The sequence below is a fragment of the Vulgatibacter sp. genome (assembly GCF_041687135.1).
In the GTDB taxonomy this organism is placed as follows: Bacteria; Myxococcota; Myxococcia; order Myxococcales; family Vulgatibacteraceae; genus JAWLCN01.
Map to the genome: position 1 here is coordinate 685,106 of NZ_JAWLCN010000003.1, position 20,870 is coordinate 705,975.

17 protein-coding genes are annotated in these 20,870 nt (G+C 70.6%); 5 read left to right on the forward strand and 12 right to left on the reverse strand.

Translation table 11 applies throughout. The annotated features are described in order from the left end of the window. Positions 1-55: 55 nt before the first annotated feature. The 3 genes from ACESMR_RS10495 to ACESMR_RS10505 all read left to right on the forward strand — a co-directional run bounded on the left by ACESMR_RS10495 (position 56) and on the right by ACESMR_RS10505 (position 2,753). Positions 56-1,252, forward strand: a complete 1,197-nt coding sequence (locus ACESMR_RS10495) for a hypothetical protein (protein WP_373047008.1) — start codon at positions 56-58, stop codon at positions 1,250-1,252. 92 nt (positions 1,253-1,344) lie between these two features. Further along, the gene (locus ACESMR_RS10500; RefSeq protein ID WP_373047009.1) at positions 1,345-1,803 is read left to right on the forward strand and encodes an Rrf2 family transcriptional regulator; all 459 of its coding nucleotides are present in this window, start codon (positions 1,345-1,347) and stop codon (positions 1,801-1,803) included. Next, the gene (locus ACESMR_RS10505; protein ID WP_373047010.1) at positions 1,800-2,753 is read left to right on the forward strand and encodes an alpha/beta fold hydrolase; all 954 of its coding nucleotides are present in this window, start codon (positions 1,800-1,802) and stop codon (positions 2,751-2,753) included. Before ACESMR_RS10500 ends, ACESMR_RS10505 begins: the two co-directional genes overlap by 4 nt. 163 nt (positions 2,754-2,916) lie before the next feature. Here ACESMR_RS10505 and ACESMR_RS10510 read toward each other — a convergent pair whose 3' ends face one another. The 7 genes from ACESMR_RS10510 to ACESMR_RS10540 form a co-directional block, all read right to left on the reverse strand. Next, on the reverse strand, positions 2,917-3,279 hold the full coding sequence (locus ACESMR_RS10510) for a VOC family protein (RefSeq protein WP_373047011.1): 363 nt from the start codon (positions 3,277-3,279) through the stop codon (positions 2,917-2,919). A gap of 33 nt (positions 3,280-3,312) precedes the next feature. Continuing rightward, positions 3,313-4,161, reverse strand: a complete 849-nt coding sequence (locus ACESMR_RS10515; RefSeq protein ID WP_373047012.1) for an AraC family transcriptional regulator — start codon at positions 4,159-4,161, stop codon at positions 3,313-3,315. A gap of 36 nt (positions 4,162-4,197) precedes the next feature. After that, positions 4,198-5,379 (reverse strand): methylated-DNA--[protein]-cysteine S-methyltransferase, encoded by a 1,182-nt coding sequence (locus ACESMR_RS10520; protein ID WP_373047013.1) that lies wholly within the window; start codon positions 5,377-5,379, stop codon positions 4,198-4,200. Between the two features lie 65 nt (positions 5,380-5,444). Next, positions 5,445-8,690: an SNF2-related protein gene (locus ACESMR_RS10525; RefSeq protein WP_373047014.1), complete on the reverse strand. Its 3,246-nt coding sequence runs from the start codon at positions 8,688-8,690 to the stop codon at positions 5,445-5,447. Between the two features lie 89 nt (positions 8,691-8,779). Continuing rightward, positions 8,780-9,166 carry a nucleotidyl transferase AbiEii/AbiGii toxin family protein gene (locus ACESMR_RS10530; protein WP_373047015.1) on the reverse strand — a complete coding sequence of 129 codons (387 nt, stop codon included), beginning with the start codon at positions 9,164-9,166 and terminating at the stop codon, positions 8,780-8,782. Positions 9,167-9,209: 43 nt separating this feature from the next. Continuing rightward, positions 9,210-10,115, reverse strand: coding sequence for a hypothetical protein (locus ACESMR_RS10535; RefSeq protein WP_373047016.1), 906 nt, complete (start codon positions 10,113-10,115; stop codon positions 9,210-9,212). A 179-nt stretch (positions 10,116-10,294) separates the two neighbouring features. Next, the gene (locus ACESMR_RS10540; RefSeq protein ID WP_373047017.1) at positions 10,295-11,146 is read right to left on the reverse strand and encodes a hypothetical protein; all 852 of its coding nucleotides are present in this window, start codon (positions 11,144-11,146) and stop codon (positions 10,295-10,297) included. A 124-nt stretch (positions 11,147-11,270) separates the two neighbouring features. Here ACESMR_RS10540 and ACESMR_RS10545 point away from each other — a divergent pair, with 124 nt between their 5' ends. Both ACESMR_RS10545 and ACESMR_RS10550 read left to right on the forward strand, forming a co-directional pair. Next, the gene (locus ACESMR_RS10545) at positions 11,271-11,876 is read left to right on the forward strand and encodes a type IV toxin-antitoxin system AbiEi family antitoxin domain-containing protein (RefSeq protein WP_373047018.1); all 606 of its coding nucleotides are present in this window, start codon (positions 11,271-11,273) and stop codon (positions 11,874-11,876) included. Beyond that, complete coding sequence (locus ACESMR_RS10550; RefSeq protein WP_373047019.1) at positions 11,873-12,007, forward strand: hypothetical protein; 135 nt, start codon at positions 11,873-11,875, stop codon at positions 12,005-12,007. Before ACESMR_RS10545 ends, ACESMR_RS10550 begins: the two co-directional genes overlap by 4 nt. Before the next feature lie 35 nt (positions 12,008-12,042). Here ACESMR_RS10550 and ACESMR_RS10555 read toward each other — a convergent pair whose 3' ends face one another. From ACESMR_RS10555 to ACESMR_RS10575, 5 genes are all read right to left on the reverse strand, one after another. Continuing rightward, the gene (locus ACESMR_RS10555; protein ID WP_373047020.1) at positions 12,043-16,242 is read right to left on the reverse strand and encodes an SNF2-related protein; all 4,200 of its coding nucleotides are present in this window, start codon (positions 16,240-16,242) and stop codon (positions 12,043-12,045) included. 116 nt (positions 16,243-16,358) lie between these two features. Continuing rightward, a complete protein-coding gene (locus tag ACESMR_RS10560) occupies positions 16,359-16,745 on the reverse strand; it encodes a hypothetical protein (RefSeq protein ID WP_373047021.1) in 387 nt (128 codons plus the stop codon). Positions 16,746-16,990: 245 nt separating this feature from the next. Then, positions 16,991-17,986: a hypothetical protein gene (locus tag ACESMR_RS10565; RefSeq protein ID WP_373047022.1), complete on the reverse strand. Its 996-nt coding sequence runs from the start codon at positions 17,984-17,986 to the stop codon at positions 16,991-16,993. Positions 17,987-18,263: 277 nt separating this feature from the next. After that, positions 18,264-19,652 carry a DUF1254 domain-containing protein gene (locus ACESMR_RS10570; RefSeq protein ID WP_373047023.1) on the reverse strand — a complete coding sequence of 463 codons (1,389 nt, stop codon included), beginning with the start codon at positions 19,650-19,652 and terminating at the stop codon, positions 18,264-18,266. Positions 19,653-19,974: 322 nt separating this feature from the next. Next, the gene (locus tag ACESMR_RS10575; protein WP_373047024.1) at positions 19,975-20,814 is read right to left on the reverse strand and encodes a phytanoyl-CoA dioxygenase family protein; all 840 of its coding nucleotides are present in this window, start codon (positions 20,812-20,814) and stop codon (positions 19,975-19,977) included. Between the last annotated feature and the right edge of the window lie 56 nt (positions 20,815-20,870).

Here is a 20,870-nt window from a genome sequence, read left to right on the forward strand (position 1 = left end):
GCGGTTGCATCGCGTGAGCGTAGCACCGGCGCGTTGGCGGTTGCTTTCTCCGTGAATGGAACCTCTACTCCCGCGCGTGAACATCCCCAACTCCGCACGATTCTCCCTGCCTGCGCTGCTGGCGCTCCTCTCCGGCCCGACGATGGCTCTGGTCCTCGCCTGCGGCGACGACGGTCCGCGCCGCACGGCCGACAATTCCACAGGCGGCTGGGAGCTGATCGGCGCCGGCGGCGCCGGCGGGGACACCGGTGGAGGCGGCGGTGGCGGTGCGGGCGGGGGCCTGGCGTGTGGAGGGGACCCGTCGCTCGTGGAGTGCGGAGACGACTGCGTCGACACGCAGGTGGACCCGAGGCACTGCGGGGGGTGCGGCAACGCGTGCGCGGCAGGCGAGGCGTGCCTCGAGGGCGAATGCCAGCTCGTCTGCCACATCGGGGAGACGACGGTCGCCGCAGGCGAGGCCGATCCGGCCAATCCCTGCGTCCGCTGCGATCCGGCGCGCTCGACGTCCGACTGGTCGCCGGATCCCGACGGCACGGCTTGCGGGACGGGACAGATCTGCGTGGACGCAGCGTGCACGCCCGCCTGCCTCATCGACGGCGAGGTTCACGCAGCGGGTCTCGTGAATCCGGCCAACGCCTGCGAACACTGCGAGCCGGCAGCGAGCACGTCGGCCTGGAGCGTACGGCCGAGCTTCCCGCTACTGGTCGGCGGCACGGACGTCGAGGCCCAGGGGTGGTCGATCATCTCCCAACCCGTGAGCAGCCTCACGAGCGAAGGTGACGCAACACAGCTCGTGACCTCGACCGATGCCGGAGCGAGCACGGGCGGACAGCTCCTGCTCTCGCGCCCGCATGCCTACGAGGCGGGCGAGCCGTTCACGATCCAGTTCGAGCTCCAGGTCGTCTCCGTTGCCGCGCACAACACGCTGGATAGCGCTGCGGCGATCCTGGGCTCGTTCTCCGGCAGCTTCGGCAACGGTACGGAACGCAGCCAGATGATCTACCTGGACGAAGGCGCGATCGGCTGGGCAGACGACTCGGGGTCGGCGGCGGTCGACACCACGGGCGCAAGCCACGTCTACGAGCTCTCGGTGGACGCCGAAGGGGTCGCAACTTTCAGCGTCGACGGGGCCGCCTTGCTCACCCGTAGCGGCTTCGCCTCGAACGGCACCATCGCCATCGGTGATCAGACGAACGATCCGAACGTCGACGGCACGATGCGGATCCGCTCCGTCACCCGCATCTGCCCCTGATCTTGCCTTCGCCTGGCTCCGCCGCCCTCGCCAGGACCAACGCCCTGGGCAGAGGCTTGGCGAACGGCCACTCAAGCCACATATAAAGTGGCATGAGACCAGACAGCAGGCTCTCGGTTGCGCTGCACGCGCTCCTTCACCTGGGCGAGCAGGGCGAAGTCATCACATCGGAAGCGCTCGCCGCGATGCTGGCCGCGAACCCGGTGGTCCTGCGCCGTACGCTGGCCAGGCTGAAGGAAGCCGGGATCGTGCGCGCGGAGAAGGGCCACGGCGGTGGTTGGTCGCTGGCCCGAGGGCTGGGCTCCCTGACGCTGGCGGACGTCTACCAGGCGCTCGACACCGGGGGACCCTTCCGCCTCGGACCTCGTGACGAGAGCCCCGGCTGCCTCATCGAGCAGGCAGTCAATCGAGCCGTCGGAACGGCGCTCGTCGAGGCCGAGGCGCGCCTCCTCTCCCATCTGCAAAGCGTCTCGCTGGCCGACGTCGCTGCCGACGTCGGCCGCCAGGAGAAGAAGCAGCGCACGGCCCGTGCCCCGCGGAGGAAAGCATGACCACGATCAAGCACCGCTTCATGCGGACGAACGGCATCCAGCTCCACATCGCGGAGGCTGGGCAGGGGCCGCTCGTGTTGCTCCTCCATGGCTGGCCCGAGTCCTCGTACGCGTGGCGGCACCAGCTCGCGGCGCTCGCAGCTGCGGGCTATCACGCCGTCGCACCCGATGTTCGGGGCTACGGCCAGAGTGACAAGCCAGCGCCGGTCGAAGCGTACCGGATGAGCGTCCTGCTCGACGACTTCACCGGCTTGCTGGACGCGCTTGGCGAGAAGTCTGCCGTCGTCGTGGGCCACGATTGGGGAGCTACGATGGCGTGGACGTGTGCCGCGCTGCGCCCCGAGCGCTTTCGCGCCGTCGTCGGCCTGGGCGTCCCGCACCTGGGGCGCGCGCCCATCCCGCCGACGCAGCTCTTCCGGTCGATGTTCGGCGAGCGGTGGTTCTACGTCCTCTACTTCCAGGAGCCCGGCGTGGCCGAGGCCGAGTTCGAGGCCGACGTCCCGAAGACGATGCGCGCAATCCTTGGGGGCGACGCGCTCGACCCGACGGCAGCCGCCCATCGAGCCAAGCGCCCCGGCGATGGATTGCTCACCGGGATCGACGTTCCCGCATCGCTGCCCCCCTGGCTCACGGAAGACGACTTCGCGCACGACACCCGGGAGCTCGAGGCCAGCGGCTTTCGTGGGGGGCTCAACCGCTATCGCAACATGGACCGCGACTGGGAAGAGCTGCCCGAGCTGGCGACGGCGAGAATCGAGCAGCCCGCCCTCTTCATCGTTGGAGAACGCGACCCGGGGCGCAGCCTTGCTCCGATCGATTCGATGAAGGCGTTGGTGCCCAACCTGCAAGAGGTTCAGGTCGTGCCGGGCGCGGGGCATTGGGTTCAGCAAGAACGTCCAGCGGAAGTGAACGCGGCGATTCTCGGCTTCCTTCGCGCGCTGCCCGCGTGAGCCCGGATTTGGTGCTGGGGCTGGCCACGCGCAGGTTCCGCTCCCAGGGGACGCGGACGTTCGGAGCACGCTGCGCGCCCTCGCTCGCACCTCGCGTTGCCTCCGGAACAGCGCAAGGAGGCTCTCGGCCTCCTTGCGCTGCGAGCGCTTCAGGGATCCGATCTCACCCGGTGAACACGGCCTCGACGTTGTTTCCGTCCGGATCGACGAGGAACGCCGCGTAATACGTCGGCGAGTAGTCCGACCGGAGACCGGGCGCGCCGTTGTCCTTCCCGCCGGCACCAAGCCCGCGCGCATGGAAGGCGTCGACGGCGGCGCGATCCGGTGCGCGGAAGGCGACGTGCACCCCCTCGCGCTTCCCCGCCGTGGAGGCGTAGAGCCACAGCGCGGGCTCGCCCTTCGGGCCGACGCCGGCGGATGTTTCGTCGCGCGAGGCGAGCCCGTGCCCGAGCGGCGCCAACGCGGTGGTGTAGAAGCGAATGCTCGCCTCCAGGTCCGTAACTCTGAGGCCGAGATGATCGAACATGAAATGAGTCCTCCGTGGTTGGTGCGTGCGGCGTCATTCTGGGACCGCACGCCCGATCACCTCTTGGAGGAACTTGCGATCACCTCGGGCTGCGGCGCGGAAACGACCGGGAGAGACACCCGCCGCCCGCTGGAACGTCCGCAGAAAGTTCGAGAGATCACCGAACCCGACATCGTAGGCAATCTCGGTGACCGAGCGCGCGTCTTCCGCGAGCAGACGTGCCGCACGCCGCAGCCTCGCCCGCACCAGGTACTGGTGCGGCGTCACCCCGAGCACCTTCGCGAAGAGCCGCAGGAAGTGGAACGGGCTCAGGCCCGCCTCGATTGCCACCGATGCGAGATCGAGCGGCTCGTGCGCGTGGGCGTCCACGAAGAGCGCCGCTTCGACGGCCCGCCGGCGATCGCGCGCGCCGACGTTCACCGCCTTCCGCGGCCTGCCGAGCAGCACGTCAGCAAAACGCGCCGCGAGCAGCAGCCCGACCTCGTCGGTCCCCAGATCACAGGAACCGTTCGCCGCAGCCTGTGCGAGCTCGCCGAGCACCACCAGCTCCGGGACAGGTGGCAGTGCACCCGCCCGCCAGGTCTCGGTCCGCTGGCCGATGCTCTCCGCGATCTCCGGGGCAAATTGAAACGAGAGGCATTCGTCCCCGTGCGAATGCTCGTGCGTGCACATGTACTCGTCGCCCGGGGACCCCACGAGCACCGAGCCGGCAACGAGCTCGTAGGCGCGTCCACGCGTCCTGTATCCGAAGGTGCCGGAGCGTACGTAGGAGACGGAGAACGCCCCGTGCGTTTCGGTGAACGGGATGTCTCCCGGCGTTGCGGTGCAGCAGAGGTCGCAAACACGAATGGACCCGTGCGCGAGGATCGTGGAAGTCAGCATTGCAGGATGGGTCTAGCACGTTACTCGGCAGCCGCCTCACGCCCCGGGTGGCAGCTCCGCCGCACGCCACAGGTACCAGCTCGCGACGGTGCGGAAGGGCTCCCACTTCGTGCCGTGCTTCTCCAGAGCTGCCTTGTCCGGCAGCGCGCGTTTGTGGAAGGCGAGCGCGTATCCCTTGCGGAGCGCGTAGTCGTCGCTCGGAAGGACGTCCGGTCGCCCGAGGCGGAAGATGAGGAACATCTGCGCCGTCCACCGCCCGATGCCGCGCACGGCGGTGAGCCGGGCGACGATGGCGTCGTCGTCCAGGCTGTGCGCCTCCTCGAGCGTCGGGAGCGTCCGTTCGCGTGCCCTCCGCGCGAGGTCCTTCAGCGCGAGGATCTTCGCGGGCGACAGGCCTGCCTCCCGCAGCCTCTCCGCCGAGACCCGGTGGATCTGATCGGCGATCGGGGCCTCCTGCGCGCGGCGGAAGATGCCGCAGACGCGGCCGAAAATCGTCGCCGCTGCCCTGGGCGAAAGCTGCTGATGGACAATGGCCTCCGCGAGCGCGCCGAAGAGGCTCGACGTCGTCTTCAGCTCCATCCGAAACGGGCCGACGCTGTCGATCAGACGCGCGAGGGCGGGGTCTTTCATGCGGAGATGCCTGCCGGCCTCGTCGAGATCGAAGGTGAGCTGCGACTGCACGATCGGAAGGTCAGCCTGGGTTCCGGCTGCACCTTCGATGGCGAGCATCCGCTTCTTGGTGGTCACGCCACCCGACGCAGAGAATCCGCCAGGCTTGCCGTTCGCCGCCAGGACGCGGTGGCAGGGGACGATGATGGGGAACGGGTTCCTCCCCATCGCCTGGCCCACCGCGCGCGCCGAGCCGGGCGACCCCGCCTGCGCTGCGAGCGTGCCGTAGGTCAGCGTCTGCCCGGGCGGGATGGCTCGCGCCAGCGCGTAGACCTTCCGATGGAACGGGGGAACACGCGCGAAATCGAGAGCAACCCCAGCGAGATCACCGCCTCGTCCCTCGAGCAGCGCAACGATTCCATCGACGGTGCGTGCAACGAAATCAGGCGGCTGTGATTCGGTCGCGTCCGGGAAGCGCTCGCTGAGGCGAGCGCGCGTCGCACGCTCGTCTCCCTCGGGGAGCTGCACGCCGGTGATTGCGCCATCCCCCCACGCGACACCGCAGGGGCCGATGGCCGTTTCGAACAGGGTGAAACCGTGGGTAGCCATAGAGGCGACCAGACCTAACCCCCTGGCGTTCGGAGTGACTTGGAGAATCTTGCGATCCCGCTTCGTCAGCGGTTCGACGCCGGCACGCCGACGATCATCGCCTCGACGCGGCGCTCGATCCCGGGCAGCCGCGGCAGGGCCTCGAAGGCGGCGCGGAGCTGGCGGGCGGGGATGGGCTCGCGACGCAGATCCTCGTCCAGATCGGCGAGGCGAAAGAGGCGGCTGCGGGCGCCGCGGTTCTCCAGCGCGCGGCGGATCCGGGGCCGGAGGAGCTCCAGCCAGGCGTCGGCTGCGAGCCGGGGATCGAGCCGGTCCTCCGCGTTGCCGCGCAGGCCCAGCTGGATCGCGCGCACCACCGGCGGCAGCGCCGCGTCGTGGGCCCAGCCCTCGCCGCTCCAATGGAGGAGCATCCGCTCCAGCTGCTCGAGGGCGCGCTGGCGACGCAGCGGCAGCAGGGCGCGCTCGCTCCGCTGCAGGGCGCCGAGGAAACGCTCCACCAGCGTCTCATCCGCGGGGTTGGATGCCGGCGGGGTCTCGGGACCGAGCCGTCCACGAAGGAGCGAGGCGATGGCGCCGAGATCGAGCAGCGGCTGCGCGTCGGGCCCGTCGAAGAAGACCCACCGCGGCGCCCAGCGCACCGTCTCCTTCCGCGCGGTGCCCACGGCGAGAAAGGCCCAGGGCCTGTCGCCCGCCACCCAGCTGACGCAGGTGCGCAGCTCCACCTGCGAGCTGCGCATCTGGCGGTAGGTGCGTGCCGGCACCAGCCCCGCCTCGCCGATCAGGTCGCGCACCGGCTGGAAGGCGTCGGCGAAACGGACCTCGCCTTCCGCCCGCTCGATGTCCGCCGCGGCGGCGAGCTCCTCGATCTCCACCCTTGCGTCCTCGGCAGTCGGCAGCTCGATGTTGGCGCCGATGAGCTCGGTGACCAGATCGTGCCGCTCCCGGAAGACGTCGCGGCGCTGCGGCGCCAGCTCCGGGGGATCCTTCGGCCACCAGATCTCCACCTCGGCGTGGGGGCTGTTCATGCGGTCGACGCGGCCGGCGCGCAGCTCGGCGACGCGCACCACCGTGGGCGTGTCGAGGTGCACGACGCAGCGCGCGCCTTGCAGGTTGATCCCCTCGCTCAAGGCGTCCGAGCAGAGCGCGACCAGCGCCTCGCCGGTGCTCTCCAGGCCGAGGGCGTCCACCGCCCTTCGTTTCGTCGCCGCGCCGCCCTGGCCGGTGAAGCAGCGCACCGGCAGCGCGCCGAGGCTGCGGGCGAAGAGTTCCAGGGTGATCACGTGGCCGTCGAAGGCGATCACGCTGCCGAGACGCCGATGCAGCATCCGCAGGTGGTCGAGCTTGGCCTCTTCGCGGGCCGGGCTCATCTGCAGCGCCAGCTCGGCGATCTCGCGGTAGGTCGCCGCGTCGGCGGCGCAGGCCGCCGCGTGCGCGTCTGCATCAACGAGCCACACGGGCGCCGCCGCTCTTGCGCCGTCTCCCAGCTTCCACGCGGGCAGCTTGCCACCTGCCGCGTCCAACCTGCCGATCACGTCGCCAGTGGTCTGCTTCGACGGCACCTGCGTCCCCGGCGCGAACGTACGCCACGCTGCGGCCGTGCCGTGCAGGTGCTCGACGAGTGCCGCGCGCGAGGAGCGCAGGCATTTCATCACGTGGAAGCGGGAGAGCGCCGCGGCGCTGCTCGCGACGAGCGCGACGTAGCGCTCCTCGGAGACGCCCTGCAACTTGAACGTGAGGGGCAGCTTGATCTCCGCGCCCACGCGCAAGACGCCGTGCAGGCGATCGGCTAGGGCAGCGATCCGCGCGGCGATGCGCCGATCCTCCGCGCTGCCGTCGCAGGCGAAGTAGCTGGCGCGGTGGCGGGGGTAACGCACCGGGACGCCCTCCGGCGTGCGGTAGGCGCCTTCGTTCTCCTCGGCGATGCGGTTGAGCGCGCGCCTGGTGCGCCGCACGGTGAAGCGCTGGATCTCGGCGCGGAGCAGCTCCAGGTCCTCGTCGCGCAGGGCGCTCGCCCGGCGCAGCGCCCGCAGCCGCTCCAGCGCCTCGTCGGTGAAGTTGTCCGCGCCGAGCAGCTCCACCAGGGCGAGCACGTCGGCGGCTTTGCGGTTGATGGGCGTCGCGGTGAAGAGCAGCGCCTGCTCCGCCTGGTGCGCGACCAGGCGGCGGGTGCGCTTGGTGTTGTTCAGGAAGTTGTGCGCCTCGTCGATGGCGAGGATCTCCGCGGCGACGATGGCGCGCTCGAGGCCCGAGCGCTGCGCGGCGGTCTCGTTCGAGAGAGAGCCGTGGGAGCGGACCTGCCACGCGAGCCCGGTGTCCTGGAGCTCGCGCTGCCAGTTGCCGAGGACCGCAGGCGGCGCGATGAGCAGCGGGGCGAAGGGGCGGTGCCCGGTGGCGATGCGCTGGTCGTAGGTCGCGCGCAGGAGCCAGGCGCCCATGCGTGTCTTGCCGGAGCCGGTGGCGTCCGCCACCAGCACTCCGCCCCGGTGCTCGAGGACCCAGAGCGCCTGGGAGATCCCCTGCAGCTGGTGGGGCCAGAGCGGCTGCGCCTCGAGCTCCGCGGCGTCGGGCTGGACATAGGTGCGGGCCCACTCGCCCTCGAGGAGGAGCGCGCAGCCGCGGGCGAGGGTCTCCTGCCAGGTGGTGGCGTGGGAGAGCTGCTCGAGCAGCGCGACGAAGCCGTCGGTGAAGTCGCGGGCGCCCTGCCAGAGCCCCTCGGCCAGGGCGCGGGTTTCGGTGTAGCGATCCCGGTCGGCTGCGCCCGCGGCGAAGCGGACGTTCGCCTCGGCGTTGTGTCGCAGGCCCGACGGCGTGAAGTTGGACGAGCCCACGGTGGCCGCCCGCTCGCTCACGTAGATCTTCGCGTGCACGGGGCGGCGGCTCACGCCGAGGCGCACCTGCACGTCGCCCAGGCGGGCGAGGGAGCAGGCGTGGAGCACCGCGCCGGAGAGCTCCACCGAGAAGCCGCGCTCGCGCCAATGCTCGGCCATCTCCTCGGCGAGCTCCTTGCGGAGCACGGGGCGGCTGGAGGTGGGGACGAAGGGCTCGGCGCCGAAGAGGATGCGCAGGGGCTTTGGCCTGCCGGGCTCGACCTGGGCGAGGAGTCGGACCACTTCGGCGAGGGAGGCGTAGCCGGTGACGACGAGGACGTCGGCGGCGTCGGTGAGGTCGGCGCGCAGGGTCGCGCCGACGGAGGTGCCGTCGCTCTCGTTGTGCGGGAAGCGGCGCACGTCCGGCCAGGTGGCCGTGGAGGCGGCGTTGGCGGGGAGGAGGGCGAGCTGGTTCTCGGCGGGCTGGCTACGGCGGCGCGGCACGGGGCGCATGGTACGTGAGGCGGGTGGGTCACCGCGAGTGACGAGCGCCTACCGCTGCCGTCGCGCGTGCTCGACGCCGCCTTGGCGGATCAACCACCGAGCCCGAGCCGGTCCACGAATTCGAGCACCCGGGCGAGGGCATCGTCGAAGTAGATGAATTCGTGCCGCGCCGTGGATTCTAGCGCTTCATAGTCGACTCGCGCTCGGGCGGCGAGCTCCGGGCCGTGAAACGCGGTGCGAGACACCGGCACATCTCGTGCCGCCGCCTTTTCGAGGAGGAACTTCGCGACCTTGCCGGTATCGAGCTCGGCGCCGCCGCGCAACATCACTGCAAGGTCGAGCACGTCCTGGCAGCGATAACGGTCCCGGAGGACCTGCTGCAGAAGCGCACGCAGCTTCTCCGCTACGATGTCTTCGCGCGTGCTGATCCGGACCCGGTAATCCGCATGCAGTAGCGACCGTTTTCGGAAGCCCAAGCCGCGATCTCCGTGAAGGCCGTGGGGTAGCCGGCGTGCATCGTCACGATTCCAGGGCCGCGGTTGGCGCGTTCAGGGAGAGCTTCCACCGCTCGCTGAAGCGCGGCGCGAAGGGGGCAGAACCGACCAAGCGGCTCGAGCCACCGCGCACGGCCCGGGTCGCCCATTCGTCGAGACGTGCATCGGTGACACCCAGCTGTTCGAGGACCCAACCGGCTCGCTGGCGGAGAATGGCCATGTCGCAGAGCTCGACGTGGTCGACGATCCGATCGACGTCGAGCGTGTCAGATGCACGCTGCCAAGCCTGCAGCACGTTTTCAAAACCGCCGCACCATTCGGGATGCAGCAGCCCGTCGAGCAGCGACATCTCCGGGTCGGTCACACGCACCGGGTATCCGCGGGGTTGGTAGAGCGAAGCGCCCGTGACGCCCGAACCTCTGCTGAGGCGGTGCCACCGGATAGGCACCCCTCGGATCTCGCGAACTGGTCTGGCCCGCGTGAGCGATACCCCGTCCCAGTCGCCGGCATCGGTCCCCACAGGCAGCTCGTCCTGGTTCGTGCCGATCGTGGCGTGAAACTCGTGCGGCAGCAGGTCGGTCAGCCCGTGAAAGACGAGCGCGCTCAGGTGACTCAGCGTGGCGTACGGGTGGAGTTCCATGAGGATCTCGTCCTCGGCGATCGGTCCCTGCTGCGCGAAGGGGGAGGCGACGACGTAGAGCCCTACAACACCCTCCAGCGGCCTGAGTTCGCCCTGCCCCGCAAGCCGGCGCAGGATCCGCTCGATCTCGCCCTCACTGGACGGCACACGCTCCCAGCGCCGATGCTCTGGTGGAATGCGCTGGGTTGCGCGCCGCAGGAGGACACCCGCGCGCCACGGCGAGAGCACCCGCCGCCCTTCGAGAGCGAGCCCCTCCTCCAGGACGCGCGCGATCGTAAGCTTCGTCGCCAATGATCCATCCCGTGCTACCCGTCGTCCTAAGGACGACGGGTAGCACGGTGAGCAGCACCTTTCAAGTCCTGCAGCCCCCTCTGGGATGACTCGGCGGCTGTTCAAGGCGGCCTGCATCCGCCCGCGCCTCCGCCCCACGAAACCAGCCCCCCTCCTCGGTCACCAGCGAGAGGCCGGCGTCAGGCGGAGAGCCGACGGGCTGGCGGCGGCGCGCATCGCGAGAGGATCACCTTCCAGCCCTTTCGCGCGGCTGCTGCCTCGGCGACGATCGCGGCGACCTGCGCGCCGTCGGCGCGATCGTCGGCGAGGCGCACGGTCTGGCGGTACAGCTCGGCGAGCGTCCGTCGCTCGGCGGGGTTCTTTGCGCGCTCGAGGATGCGGGCGTAGGCCTCGCATGCGTAGGCGAACGTCTCTCGCTCGCGGTAGTCGATGGTGAGCAGCCATTCGCGGGTGCGGGTCGAGGGGAGCCCGATCGTCTCCCGCTTGCAGTTGTGGAAGATGTGGGCGGCCTCGTGGACGACGAAGTCTGCGAAGGGATCGTCTTCTTCGAAGTAGGCCGGCGAGACGTAGCAGGTCGTTCCTTCGCTCATGCCCACGATGTGGACGCCGTCGTCCGAGAAGGGCTCGGCGCCGACGCTGGCGAGGTAGAGGTTCGCCAGCATCCAGGCGGAATGGTCGAAGCTCGTCTCGGTGAGCAGCTGCTCGATGTTGTCGGTCGTAACGAAGATCACCGACCGCTCGAGGGTGGCGAGCACCGACTCCTGCTCACTGCGGGGGAAGAGCCCGCGAACCATCGGCTCCACCTTCGCCCGGGTGAGCGCGACCGAGTCGGGATGCGGTATCGCTACGTGGGTCCGCCCTGCGGCGCGCCGCTTCACCTCGGCGACGAGGCCGGCGCGCAGGTCGTCGTGGGCACGGCAGGCGCGTTCGAGGAAGCTCCGGCCCGTCCAGGCCTCGTGGTACGGGTCGGTGTCACCCGTCTCGATGTAGCGGGCGATCTCGTCGGCGACGGTCGGGGTGCGGTTGGTCACCGGGCCATTCTACGCCGCCGGTGGTTCCCGGTGCCTGCGTTCCCCGGCCAGCAACCCTCCACCATTTCTGGAAGCGGGGACAAAACACCTTCAGTCATGCAGCATTTGCAGGCAAAATGTCCCCATGGCTACCCGGGCCTTCGAGCGAGAGGTTGAGCTGTTCCGCCAGCATGGCGGCGGCCTCCGCATGGCCGAAGCTCTTCGCCTCGGCATCAACCGGAAGATGCTCTACGCGATGCGCGACACCGGCGTCGTAGTGCGCGTCTCCCGAGGGCTATACCGGCTCGCTTCGCTCGATCCGCTGGCGCACCCCGACCTCGTCACGGTGGCGAAGCGCGTCCCGCAGGGCGTTCTCTGCCTCATCTCCGCGCTCTCGTTCCACGAGCTGACGACGCAGGTGCCGCACACGATCGACGTCGCGCTCGAGCGAGGCAGGACGAAGCCGCGCCTCGACTACCCCCCGACGCGCTTCTTCTGGTTCTCGGGAGCGGCGTTCCACGAGGGCATCGAGACGCACGAACTGGACGGCGTGCCGGTCCGCATCTACGACCCTGAAAAGGCCCTCGTCGATTGCTTCCGGTATCGGAACCAGATCGGCATGAACGTGACCTTGGAGGCGCTGCGGCTCTGGCGTGAACGCCGCAAGAAGAGGCTCGATGTCCTGCTCAGGTACGCCCGTATGCGGCACGTCGAGCGGGCGATGCGCCCCTACCTGGAGGCGATGCAGTGACCGTCAAGAACCTCGCGGCCTCGGTACAGGCTCGTCTCAAGAATCACGCGCGCGCGACGAAACGGCCGTTCCAGGAGCTGCTCCAGTACTACGCGATGGAGCGCTTGCTGCTCGACGAGCCGTACCGGTAGCGACGGCGTGCGTGCCGCCGGTCGAGTGTCCGTGCCTACGCGCGCGCCGCGCGCAGCATCGCCTCGAGCTGGCCGAAGGCGGATCGCGCCACCTGCGGCTCGCTGCCGGGGGCCGGCCAGGTGCCGGTACGCAGCGCGTCGAGGTAGTGGTCGCGGACCCTCTCGAGCGGTGCGTCGGCGAGAGGCGCCGCGTGCCCCGCGGCGAGGAATTGGGCGAAGCGGGAGATCGCGCGCGGGTAGCTTCGCACCGGCCCGGGGCCGATGCCGCCGGCGTCGTGCTTGTGCTCGAGGAAGCGGCGGAGGTCGTCGACCAGCCGCTGGGGATCCGCCGTACGCAGGCAGTCGGGGACGATGGGACCGGCCGCAGCGGCGGGTTCCTCCGCGTCGCGATCGACTGCGTCGTCCTCGACGGGATCGACATCGACAGGCGCCTCGAGCAGCGCCACCAGCGCCGCTGCGTCGACGCGGACGCCGCCGTCCGCTCCGTCGAGCACGCCGGAGAGGAGCGCGCGCTTCTCGCCGTGGAGCGCGAGGATCTGCTCCTCGATCGTGCCGCGGGAGACCAGGCGCAGCACCGTCACCGGCCGGGTCTGGCCGATGCGATGGGCGCGATCGGTCGCCTGATCCTCGGCGGCGGGGTTCCACCACGGGTCGAGGTGCACGACGTAGTCGGCGGCGGTGAGGTTGAGGCCCGTCCCGCCCGCCTTGAGCGAGACGAGGAAGGCGTCGCCCTCCCCCGCCTGCCAGCGATCGACCCGATCCTGGCGGCTCGCGGCGGCGGTCTTGCCGTCGAGGCGGAGCGTGCGGATCCCCGCTTTGGCGAGCGCCTCCTCGACCAGGTCGAGGTGTTTCGTGAACTGGCTGAAGACGAGGGCGCGGTGGCCCTCTTCGCGCAGCTCCTCGAGGGTGGAGACCAGGGTCGCGAGCTTGGACGAGGGCAGCTGCGAGGTCTCGTCGTAGAGGCGGGGATGGCAGGCGCAGAGGCGCAGGCGGGTGATCGCCGCGAGGATCTCGAAGCGGCGCTGCTCTGGCGGCAGGGAGCCGTCGAGACCGGCCACCCGCGCCGCCGCGGCGAGGCGCGCCTCGTCGTAGAGGCGGCGCTCCGCGGGGGAGAGATCGACCGCGACGTCGATCTCGCTGCGCGGCGGCAGATCCGTGGCCACCTCGGCCTTGGTGCGCCGGAGGAGGAAGGGCCGCAGCACCGAAGAGAGCGCCCGGCGCCGCCCCGCGTCGCCCCGCTCGATCGGCAGGGCGAAGCGCTCGCGAAAGCGATCGGCGCTGCCGAGCAGGCCCGGCACCACGATCCGGTAGAGGCTCCACAGCTCGCCCAGGTGGTTCTCCATCGGCGTGCCGGAGAGCGCGATGCGGATCGCCGCGTCGATCTGCCGGGCGGCCTGCGCCCGGTCGGTCTGCGGGTTCTTGAGCGCCTGGGCCTCGTCGAAGATGGCGGTGGCGAAGTGCCGCGTGGCGAGCCGCTCGCCGTCCCGGGCGAGCAGCCCGTAGCTGACGACGAGCAGATCACCTGGCCCCAGCTCGAGCGCATCGCGCTCCGGGTCCGAGAGGGCGCCGTAGCGGATCGCACGCAGGCCCGGGGCGAAGCGCTCCACCTCCCGCAGCCAGTTGCCGCAGACCGAGGTGGGCGCCACCACCAGCGCGGGTCCCTGCGCGGCGCGGTGGAGGAGGAGCGCGATGCTCTGCAGCGTCTTGCCGAGGCCCATGTCGTCGGCGAGGCAGCCGCCGGCGCCCCATTCCGCGAGCCGCGCCAGCCAGCGGAAGCCCTCGACCTGGTAGGGCCGGAGCTCCGCGCGCAGCCCCTCGGGCAGCGGCGCCTGGTAGTCGCGGGAGGCGCGGATGCGGCCGAGCAGATCGCCGAAGGCGCGGATGGCGCGAAGCTCCGCGCCGTCCTCCACCAGCGCCTCGATCGCAGGCGCCGCGGCGAAGGAGAGTTCGAGGCCCTCGCGGCCCTCGTGCACCTGCTCCGCGGCGCGGGCGAGCTTCTCCTTGAGCTCGTCGGCCAGCGCCACGAAGACGCCGGGCTCCGCCTCCACGTAGCGGCTGCCCCGCCGGGCCGCGTCGAGGGCGAGGGCGAGATCGACCGAGACGCCATCGACGTCGACGCCGCCCGCCAGCCCGAACCAGTCGCGCTGCTGCTTCACCTCCGCGCGCACGTCTGCGGCGCGAGCAGGCCGGGTGATCCGCTGGCGCTGCTTCGGCCACTCGATCGTGAAGCCCGGCGCCGGGGCGCGCTCGGCGAGGTGCACGAGGAGGTCGAGGGCGGCGTCGCCGGCGAGGCGCAGCTGGAAGTCCGCCTCGTCCTCGTCGATCGGATGGGGCAGCGGAAGCGAGCGGAGCGCTGCCGTGGCCGCAGCACGCTCGGCCTCCGGCTCGCGTCGGGCGCAGATGCGCTCCTCTTCGACGACCGCAGCGGCGAGCGCCGGCCCGACGCCAGGCTCGAAGGCCGCGCCACCTGCGAGCGGTCGCACGAGCGTCGTGAGGAGGAGGCCGTCGGCCCCCTCCCGCTCGAGGCGGAGGACGACGTGGTTCTCCGGTTCGACCTCGCGGCCCGCGAGCGCCTTCGGCAGCTCGACCGGCACGATCTGCTGGAGCCCCTGCACCCGCTCGAGCAGCGGGCCGACCGCCTCCGCCGGGAAGAAGGTCGACCTGCCGCCGAGGGCGCGGAGCACGGTCTCTAAACGGGGCGAGGGGCGGACGACGCGGCAGACGGAGCGGTCGATGACCGCGGCGATGCCGCAGCGGCCCTGCGCGTCGAGGGCCGCGACCAGATCGGCGGGGCGGACCTCCACCTCCCCGGCCATCACCACCACCTCGTAGCCGCCGTCACGCTCCACCGAGCGGAGCGCCACCGGCGACTCCACCACCGCGACCGGCTGGCTGGCGGAATCGGCGAGGTAGACGAGGTCGTGACCGCAGAGCTCGACCAGCGCCCGGGCGATCGCCGCGCCCGGGGGTTCCGAGTAGTAGGAGTCGCCGGAGAGCGCCGCCCAGATCCGCCGGTCGCGTTCGCTCACGCAGGCGTTGCGCGCGTCCCAGCGGTCGAGCCGGGTCCCCTTCGACCAGCCGCCCTTCGCCAGGCGCTTCTGGAGGATGGGCTGCACCCCCACCGCGCCGCTCTGGCCGACGGTGAGGCGCCAGGCGACGCGCTCCTTCGCCTCGTCGGCGCCGGGCTCGACGAGCGCCGCGTCCAGGGCCTGCAGCGTGCGCATCCAGGCCGGCGTCTCGACGGCCTTGCCCACGTCGCGGGTGAGCGGATGGGCGGGATCGCGGAGCGTCCGGAGAATGAGGAGGATCGCGGCGGGGATGTGAAAGCAGGACCCGGTGCGCGCCACCGTGCAATCACAGGTGGACGAGGGCGAGTCCAGCGCGAGGCGGATGCGGACGGCCTCGAGCTGGGTGCCGGCCCGCGCGCGCGGGGCCCGCATGCTCACCCGGATCGCCGGGGGATCGGCGGTCACGTCCGCGCGGACCTCCTCCACCAGCTCGAGGGGGAGATCGCGCTGCGCCTGCTCGCGGCGCTTCTCGAACTCGGCGAGGAGCACCTCTCCGGTGGCGGCGAGCCCGGCGGACGCGCCAGGCGGGGGCCAGCTCGCCCTCGCCTGCTCGGCCACCTTCCGGGTCTGCCGCAGGGCCGCAGCGAGCTCGGTGAGGTAGCGAGTCGCCTCCTGTGCCACCTCGGCGCGGCCCGCAGCGCCGAGCGCGGCGTGGATGCGGGCGCCGCCGTAGTCGTCGGGCACGATCGCGTCGATGAGCGCGCAGCTGTCGGCCCGGGTGAGGCGCAGGCGCTGGATCGTGGCGGTCTTCAAGCCCAGCCGGTGCAGCGGCGCGGTGAGCGCGTCCGCGATGCCCTCGGCCTGCGCCCAGGCCAGCAGCTCCGCCCGGCTCTGCCAGGTGGGCAGCGGGGCCTCGAGCGCGTCGAGGAAGAGCGCCTTGAGCGCCGAGAGGAACTCGGTCGCCGCCCCGCGCGGCGCCTTCCAGCGGGGCATGGTCGGGTGGGCGCCGGCGATGAGGTCGCGGACGGTCTTCACCCGGCCCTTGCGGAGGATGTCCTGAAGCGCGGCGGCAGAGGCGGGGCTCAGCCCGCCCTTCTCGGCCAGGGCCTCCAGGGACATGCCGAGGAGTTCGGCTGCGGCGGCGCGCTCGGCTACGGGAAGCAGCGCGTAGAGGGTCGGTGCGCGGAGGATCTCTTCGGCGAGGGGGTGCTGGGCGGAGGCGGCCATCTCGTCCTTCGGCGGCTGGATGCGGGCGCAGTGATAGCCGAAGTCGGGCGAGGGGTGAACCGCGGCGCTTCAGGCGCCTCGGACGGCTGGTCCCACGGGGCCGGGCGCCTTGCGCTTCACCAGCGCCGCCGCCATTTGTCCCGGTAGCTGGGGGGTGCAGGGATCGGTTCATCCGGCGCGCTCGTGCGCTCCGCGAGGAAGGAGCTCGAGTCGCCGTCCTTGATCCGGATGTTGCCCGTGAGCCGGCCGTCCCTGCGCAACCTGACGCGGCCCGAGCCCGCCACCTGGTCGTATTCCCAGGCGCCCCGCCAGGTGAAAGAAACGCCGATCGCGGTGGGCTTGCAGTCGACGTAGGCGAGCAGGCAGTGCATCCGCAGCCGGTCCTCGACACCGGTCAGCGAGAGCAAGGCCGGGCCCAGCTGATCGAGGCCTTCGTTCATCCACTGGGAAGTCTCTGTGATCCGCCACCAGCCTTCGTACTCGTGTGGGATCAGGACGCTCATCTGGTCATTCCTCCCGGCGCTCGAGCCACTCTGCGCTTGGCTACACCCAATTCTGGTTCAGGCACGCGCCGGTGCGAAGACGAGAACGGCCATGTCGCCGCGAAGCGGTTCGCCACCGAGGAGGACCGCGGTGAGGACCATGGGGCCGAGCTCCCGGCCGCCGACGACCACGTCCACCGACGCGCCGCCGACCGGCGGCTGGCGCCCCAGCTCGCCCAGTACAATCTCGAAGCGCTCCTACTCCGTCACGGGTCACCTCTGCGGATCGAATCGGCGTAGCGATCGATGAGAAAGCGCGCCTGCTCCGGCCCGCGACCACCAATGCCGGCGCAGTCGACCGCCAGTTGGATCAGAGAGACGCCAGATCCGTGACCGAGCGTGCGCGGGCTCATGTAGATCCCGCCGGCGTCGGTTTCCGCCGCCGGCTCCGCCCGCAGCACGAGAAAGTTGTGCGGCGTCGTGCGGCGGAGCTGCAGTGCTCGCTCGACAGGGGCGCTGGATCCCGACAGGTAGATTCCGTGCGGCAGGCCGCTCACGTGGAGCTCGTCCGGCGCAAGCCCGCTCGCGAGGCTCCAGATGCCTTTCACCTGCTGCTCATCGAGCGCGGCGCGTGCACGTGCCAGCGCCTCGGGGGTGACGGCCGGGGCGTAGTAGGCCTCCACTGCCACGGCGGTCCGCTCGCCCGAGTCGATCCACGCGCGAACGAGTCGCAGCGGATCGCGGAGAAAGAAGCCCGAGCGAGCCGAAAGCCGCTCGGCGAATCCCTCGTGTTCCAGGCGGGCGAGTGCGTTGAACGTCGTTGCGTAGCCCGCGCCCACCAGAGTCGCCATCGCCTGGGCCGTTCGCGGTGTGGTCGGATCTGCGAGAAGAACACGAGCTACGCGGCCCGCTACACCGCGAAAGAGGCTTCCGCGTGCCGGACGCGCGACCGGCAACTTTCCCTTCCCGTCGGCGTGGATGAACACCCCCGGCCCGCGGACGACGACGGTGCCTCGCCGGTCGAAGACGCCAAGGCCCTCAGCCAGGCAGGCCTCGATGACCGAGGGAGACGCGGCCTCCGTCACTACGGCCGGCAAGGGCGTGGCCTGGCTCCGTTCGGTCGAGAGGCTGCGCCAGCGATCGGCGGCATCGCGGATGCGCTTTTGAACCGCCGGAACGTCGCGGGCGAGGAGGGGTGCCTTGTACCCGATGAGCAGCCGAACGGTTCCCCCAGGCCAGCGCAGCTCGGCAAGGTCGTCCACGTCGTGGCCACCGGGGCCGCGCCGAGGGGCGAGCACCCGTTCCAACCGCTCGAGCACCAGTCCATGCGGGAGGTGTGGGGGCTCGTTCCAGAACGTGGATGGCAGATTCGCGGTCACCCGCAAATATTACCGATGTTGTACGGTCTGGTCGATGTTAGCGACCGTGATATCGGCCTTTCGCCGCTTCATCGGTATTATTGAGCATAACTGACCTGGGCGCGCTGGATGTCGGTGAGGAGCTCGGGGCCGTTCGGGCCGGTGGCGACGCTGCGCTGCGCTAGGCGTTTGCGGGCAGACCGACACGGACTGCTGGTGGCACTTTCCACGAGCCGTCCAACGCCTCGGGCTTCGGCCAGTACTCGCGCAGGACCATGAAGAAGGGAGCCCTGGGGGCGGGAAGCCAGTTCGCCTCCCTGGCTTTGCCAGGCGACTCGTGCTGGACGTGGAGGGTGATTCCGCCGTCCGCGTCGCGAAGCAGATCCGGCTCCATCTGTGAGTTGATCAGGTAGCGGTTGATCCGATTCTCGGCGAGCAGGCTTGAAGGCAGCTCGTACAGCGTGAGCGACCAGAAGGCATGCACCGGCGGCAGCCGGCCCGCCGCGAATCGGACGGTGTAGCGGCCGGTCGCGCCATCGAGCGGGTTGCCGTCGGCGTCCACGAAGTAGGCCGGGTAGTTGGCCTCCTCCTTCGAATTGCCGTAGATGCCGAGCACCGCCGACGACATCCGCATCAGGTAGTCGTTGTGAAGAAACGCGCGGGTCCCGAAGCCATCGGCGCTGCTTCGCTTTCCCGTATCGACCTCTTCGCTCTTGAACCTGGCGAACTCCTGCCACGCATCGGCCATCCCCTGCTCGACGGCCTGGCGCTGGTCAGGCGAAAGCGCTGCCACATCGAAGGAGCGGCCCGGGCCGATCCCGGCCGTGGCGAAGCGCTTCATGAGCGCCGTCTCGCTCGGATGGGTCGGCGCGAACTGGAGCAGGAAGTTGAGGATGTCGAAGAACGCCGGCGACGTCTTCTGCGCATCGGCGGGCAACGGCCTCTCGAATTCGACGGGAGCGGCGGGCGGTGGAGGCGTCTGCCCCGTGAATTGCGAGAGCGGGCGCACCGTGTAGTGGGCCTGGATCTTCTCGACTTCCTTCAGGTCGCTCGGGCCGAAGAGCTGCGTGCGGTAGAGCACGAACGCGAACTCCGTTTCCGATCGGATCACGGACTTGATGCCTTCCGGGACGGCTCCCTGCCAGGCCGGTCCCGCGAGCAGGAAGTGCCCCGCTTCGTTGCCGGTGGACCGGCTGCCGACGTAGGCGAAGTTGTGGGTGTACATGTCCACGAACTGCAGCGAGTAGTACCGGTCCTCCGGCACGGCCGGGACGCCGAGGACCAGCGGCTCGGCGCGCAGATCCGCGCCGAGGAACGTGTAGGGCGTGTCCGAGTTCGGCGTCTGGAGGGCCTTGTCCTGCGGGGTGTAGACGCGCGCGACGCTGTGTGGCTGGTTCCAGTCGCCCTTGTACTCGGGGTGGGAGCGATCGACGAAGTACGAGTATTGGATCCGGTAGCTGTCCACGATCGGGAAGCCGTAGATGTACGCGTCCTTGATGATCGCGCGCAGTGCGGACGGGCTGGTCTCGATGGTCGTGCTGGCCGCGGGTCGATTCGGGGTGGAGCTCATCGGCGTGTCTCCATCGGTGTCCGGTCGGGGCTTCGCCACGCCGGCCGCGATCGTGCTCCCAGGTTCTGGCGACGTTGCCGGCCGAGTGGTCACACACGCGAGCCGTGAGCGTCCCGCCCTGCAGATCGCCATGGGCGCGAGGGTACGCACGGCGCACGTGCCGAGCCGACCCTCCCCCGGGTGGCCCCCTTCGCCGGGACGAAGGGGGCCGATGCCACATCGGGTCGTCCATTGGCGGAAGCCCTCGAGCTCCCGGAGCGCGACAGCGTCGGCTCGCTTGCTGGAGAGCGCGCGCCGCACGCTTGCGGCGCGGCTCGGGTGCTCAGGTCTCGAGCGCCATCCGGATCGCACGCTCGACCGGCGATGCCGCGGCGCCATCGGCTCGCAGCGGATCCAATGGAACGCGCGGCAGGAGGCCAGGCTGCGCGAGGAAGCGCGGCACCTGTCCTCGATGGGGCTGCGCTGCGTGCACGAGGAACGGGTGGCAGAGGTAGACCGTGCCCGCCGGCCCGGTGGCGAGCGCCTCCCGGCGGTGCGCCGACTCCGAGAACCCATTGCTGGCGAGCTCGCCGAGCGTCAGCCCGCGCTCACCGTGTGGTGCGAGCTGGCGCGCGATGTCGAGGTGCGAGCCGACGCGGAGCCGGGTGGGCGCGTCGTCCGCGCCGACATCGGAGAAGAGGAAGAGCATGAGCAGCGCCCGGCCCTTCGAGTCGCGGTTCACGCGCCATTTGAGGAAATCCGGCTCGCCCTCCCAGCCGAAGCTCACGTCGACGTGCCAGCCGCAGTCGCCTGGATCCTCCGGTGACGGGAAGCGGATGGGAAAGGTGCCGAGGCTCCCCCGCGGAAGCCACCGCCCCGCGCCGACGAGCGCGTCGTACGCAGCGACGAGCGCGGGCGACGCCGCCGCCTCGCGGAAGTGGGGATGCGCAATCTCTCCGATGCGAACGACCGGTCGCGTCCAGGTGGAGGGCATGTCCTCCACACACCCGGTCGCGCGCCACAGGATCTGGCGGCAGGCGTCGGCCAGCTCGCGGGGAAAGGCGTCGTCGATGCGGACGAAGCCATCGTGGATGAAGGATTCGATCTGCGCTGCGGACAGCGCACGAGGATGAGACATGAAGTTCTCCTGCAAAAGGCATGGGGCCGCGCTCGCGCTCTGCATGGCAGCGGAGCGTGCGCGAAGGATCAGCAGCCTCAGGGGGGCGCGATCAGCCGAGC

Excerpts from the sequence above, each read along its gene's own strand:
- ACESMR_RS10555 (WP_373047020.1), bottom strand. The coding sequence starts at position 16,242 with ATGGCCGCCTCCGCCCAGCACCCCCTCGCCGAAGAGATCCTCCGCGCA.
- ACESMR_RS10560 (WP_373047021.1), bottom strand. The coding sequence starts at position 16,745 with ATGAGCGTCCTGATCCCACACGAGTACGAAGGCTGGTGGCGGATCACA.
- ACESMR_RS10520 (WP_373047013.1), bottom strand. The coding sequence starts at position 5,379 with ATGGCTACCCACGGTTTCACCCTGTTCGAAACGGCCATCGGCCCCTGC.
- ACESMR_RS10545 (WP_373047018.1), top strand. The coding sequence starts at position 11,271 with ATGGCTACCCGGGCCTTCGAGCGAGAGGTTGAGCTGTTCCGCCAGCAT.
- ACESMR_RS10570 (WP_373047023.1), bottom strand. The coding sequence starts at position 19,652 with ATGAGCTCCACCCCGAATCGACCCGCGGCCAGCACGACCATCGAGACC.
- ACESMR_RS10575 (WP_373047024.1), bottom strand. The coding sequence starts at position 20,814 with ATGCAGAGCGCGAGCGCGGCCCCATGCCTTTTGCAGGAGAACTTCATG.
- ACESMR_RS10500 (WP_373047009.1), top strand. The coding sequence starts at position 1,345 with ATGAGACCAGACAGCAGGCTCTCGGTTGCGCTGCACGCGCTCCTTCAC.
- ACESMR_RS10515 (WP_373047012.1), bottom strand. The coding sequence starts at position 4,161 with ATGCTGACTTCCACGATCCTCGCGCACGGGTCCATTCGTGTTTGCGAC.
- ACESMR_RS10495 (WP_373047008.1), top strand. The coding sequence starts at position 56 with ATGGAACCTCTACTCCCGCGCGTGAACATCCCCAACTCCGCACGATTC.
- ACESMR_RS10510 (WP_373047011.1), bottom strand. The coding sequence starts at position 3,279 with ATGTTCGATCATCTCGGCCTCAGAGTTACGGACCTGGAGGCGAGCATT.
- ACESMR_RS10505 (WP_373047010.1), top strand. The coding sequence starts at position 1,800 with ATGACCACGATCAAGCACCGCTTCATGCGGACGAACGGCATCCAGCTC.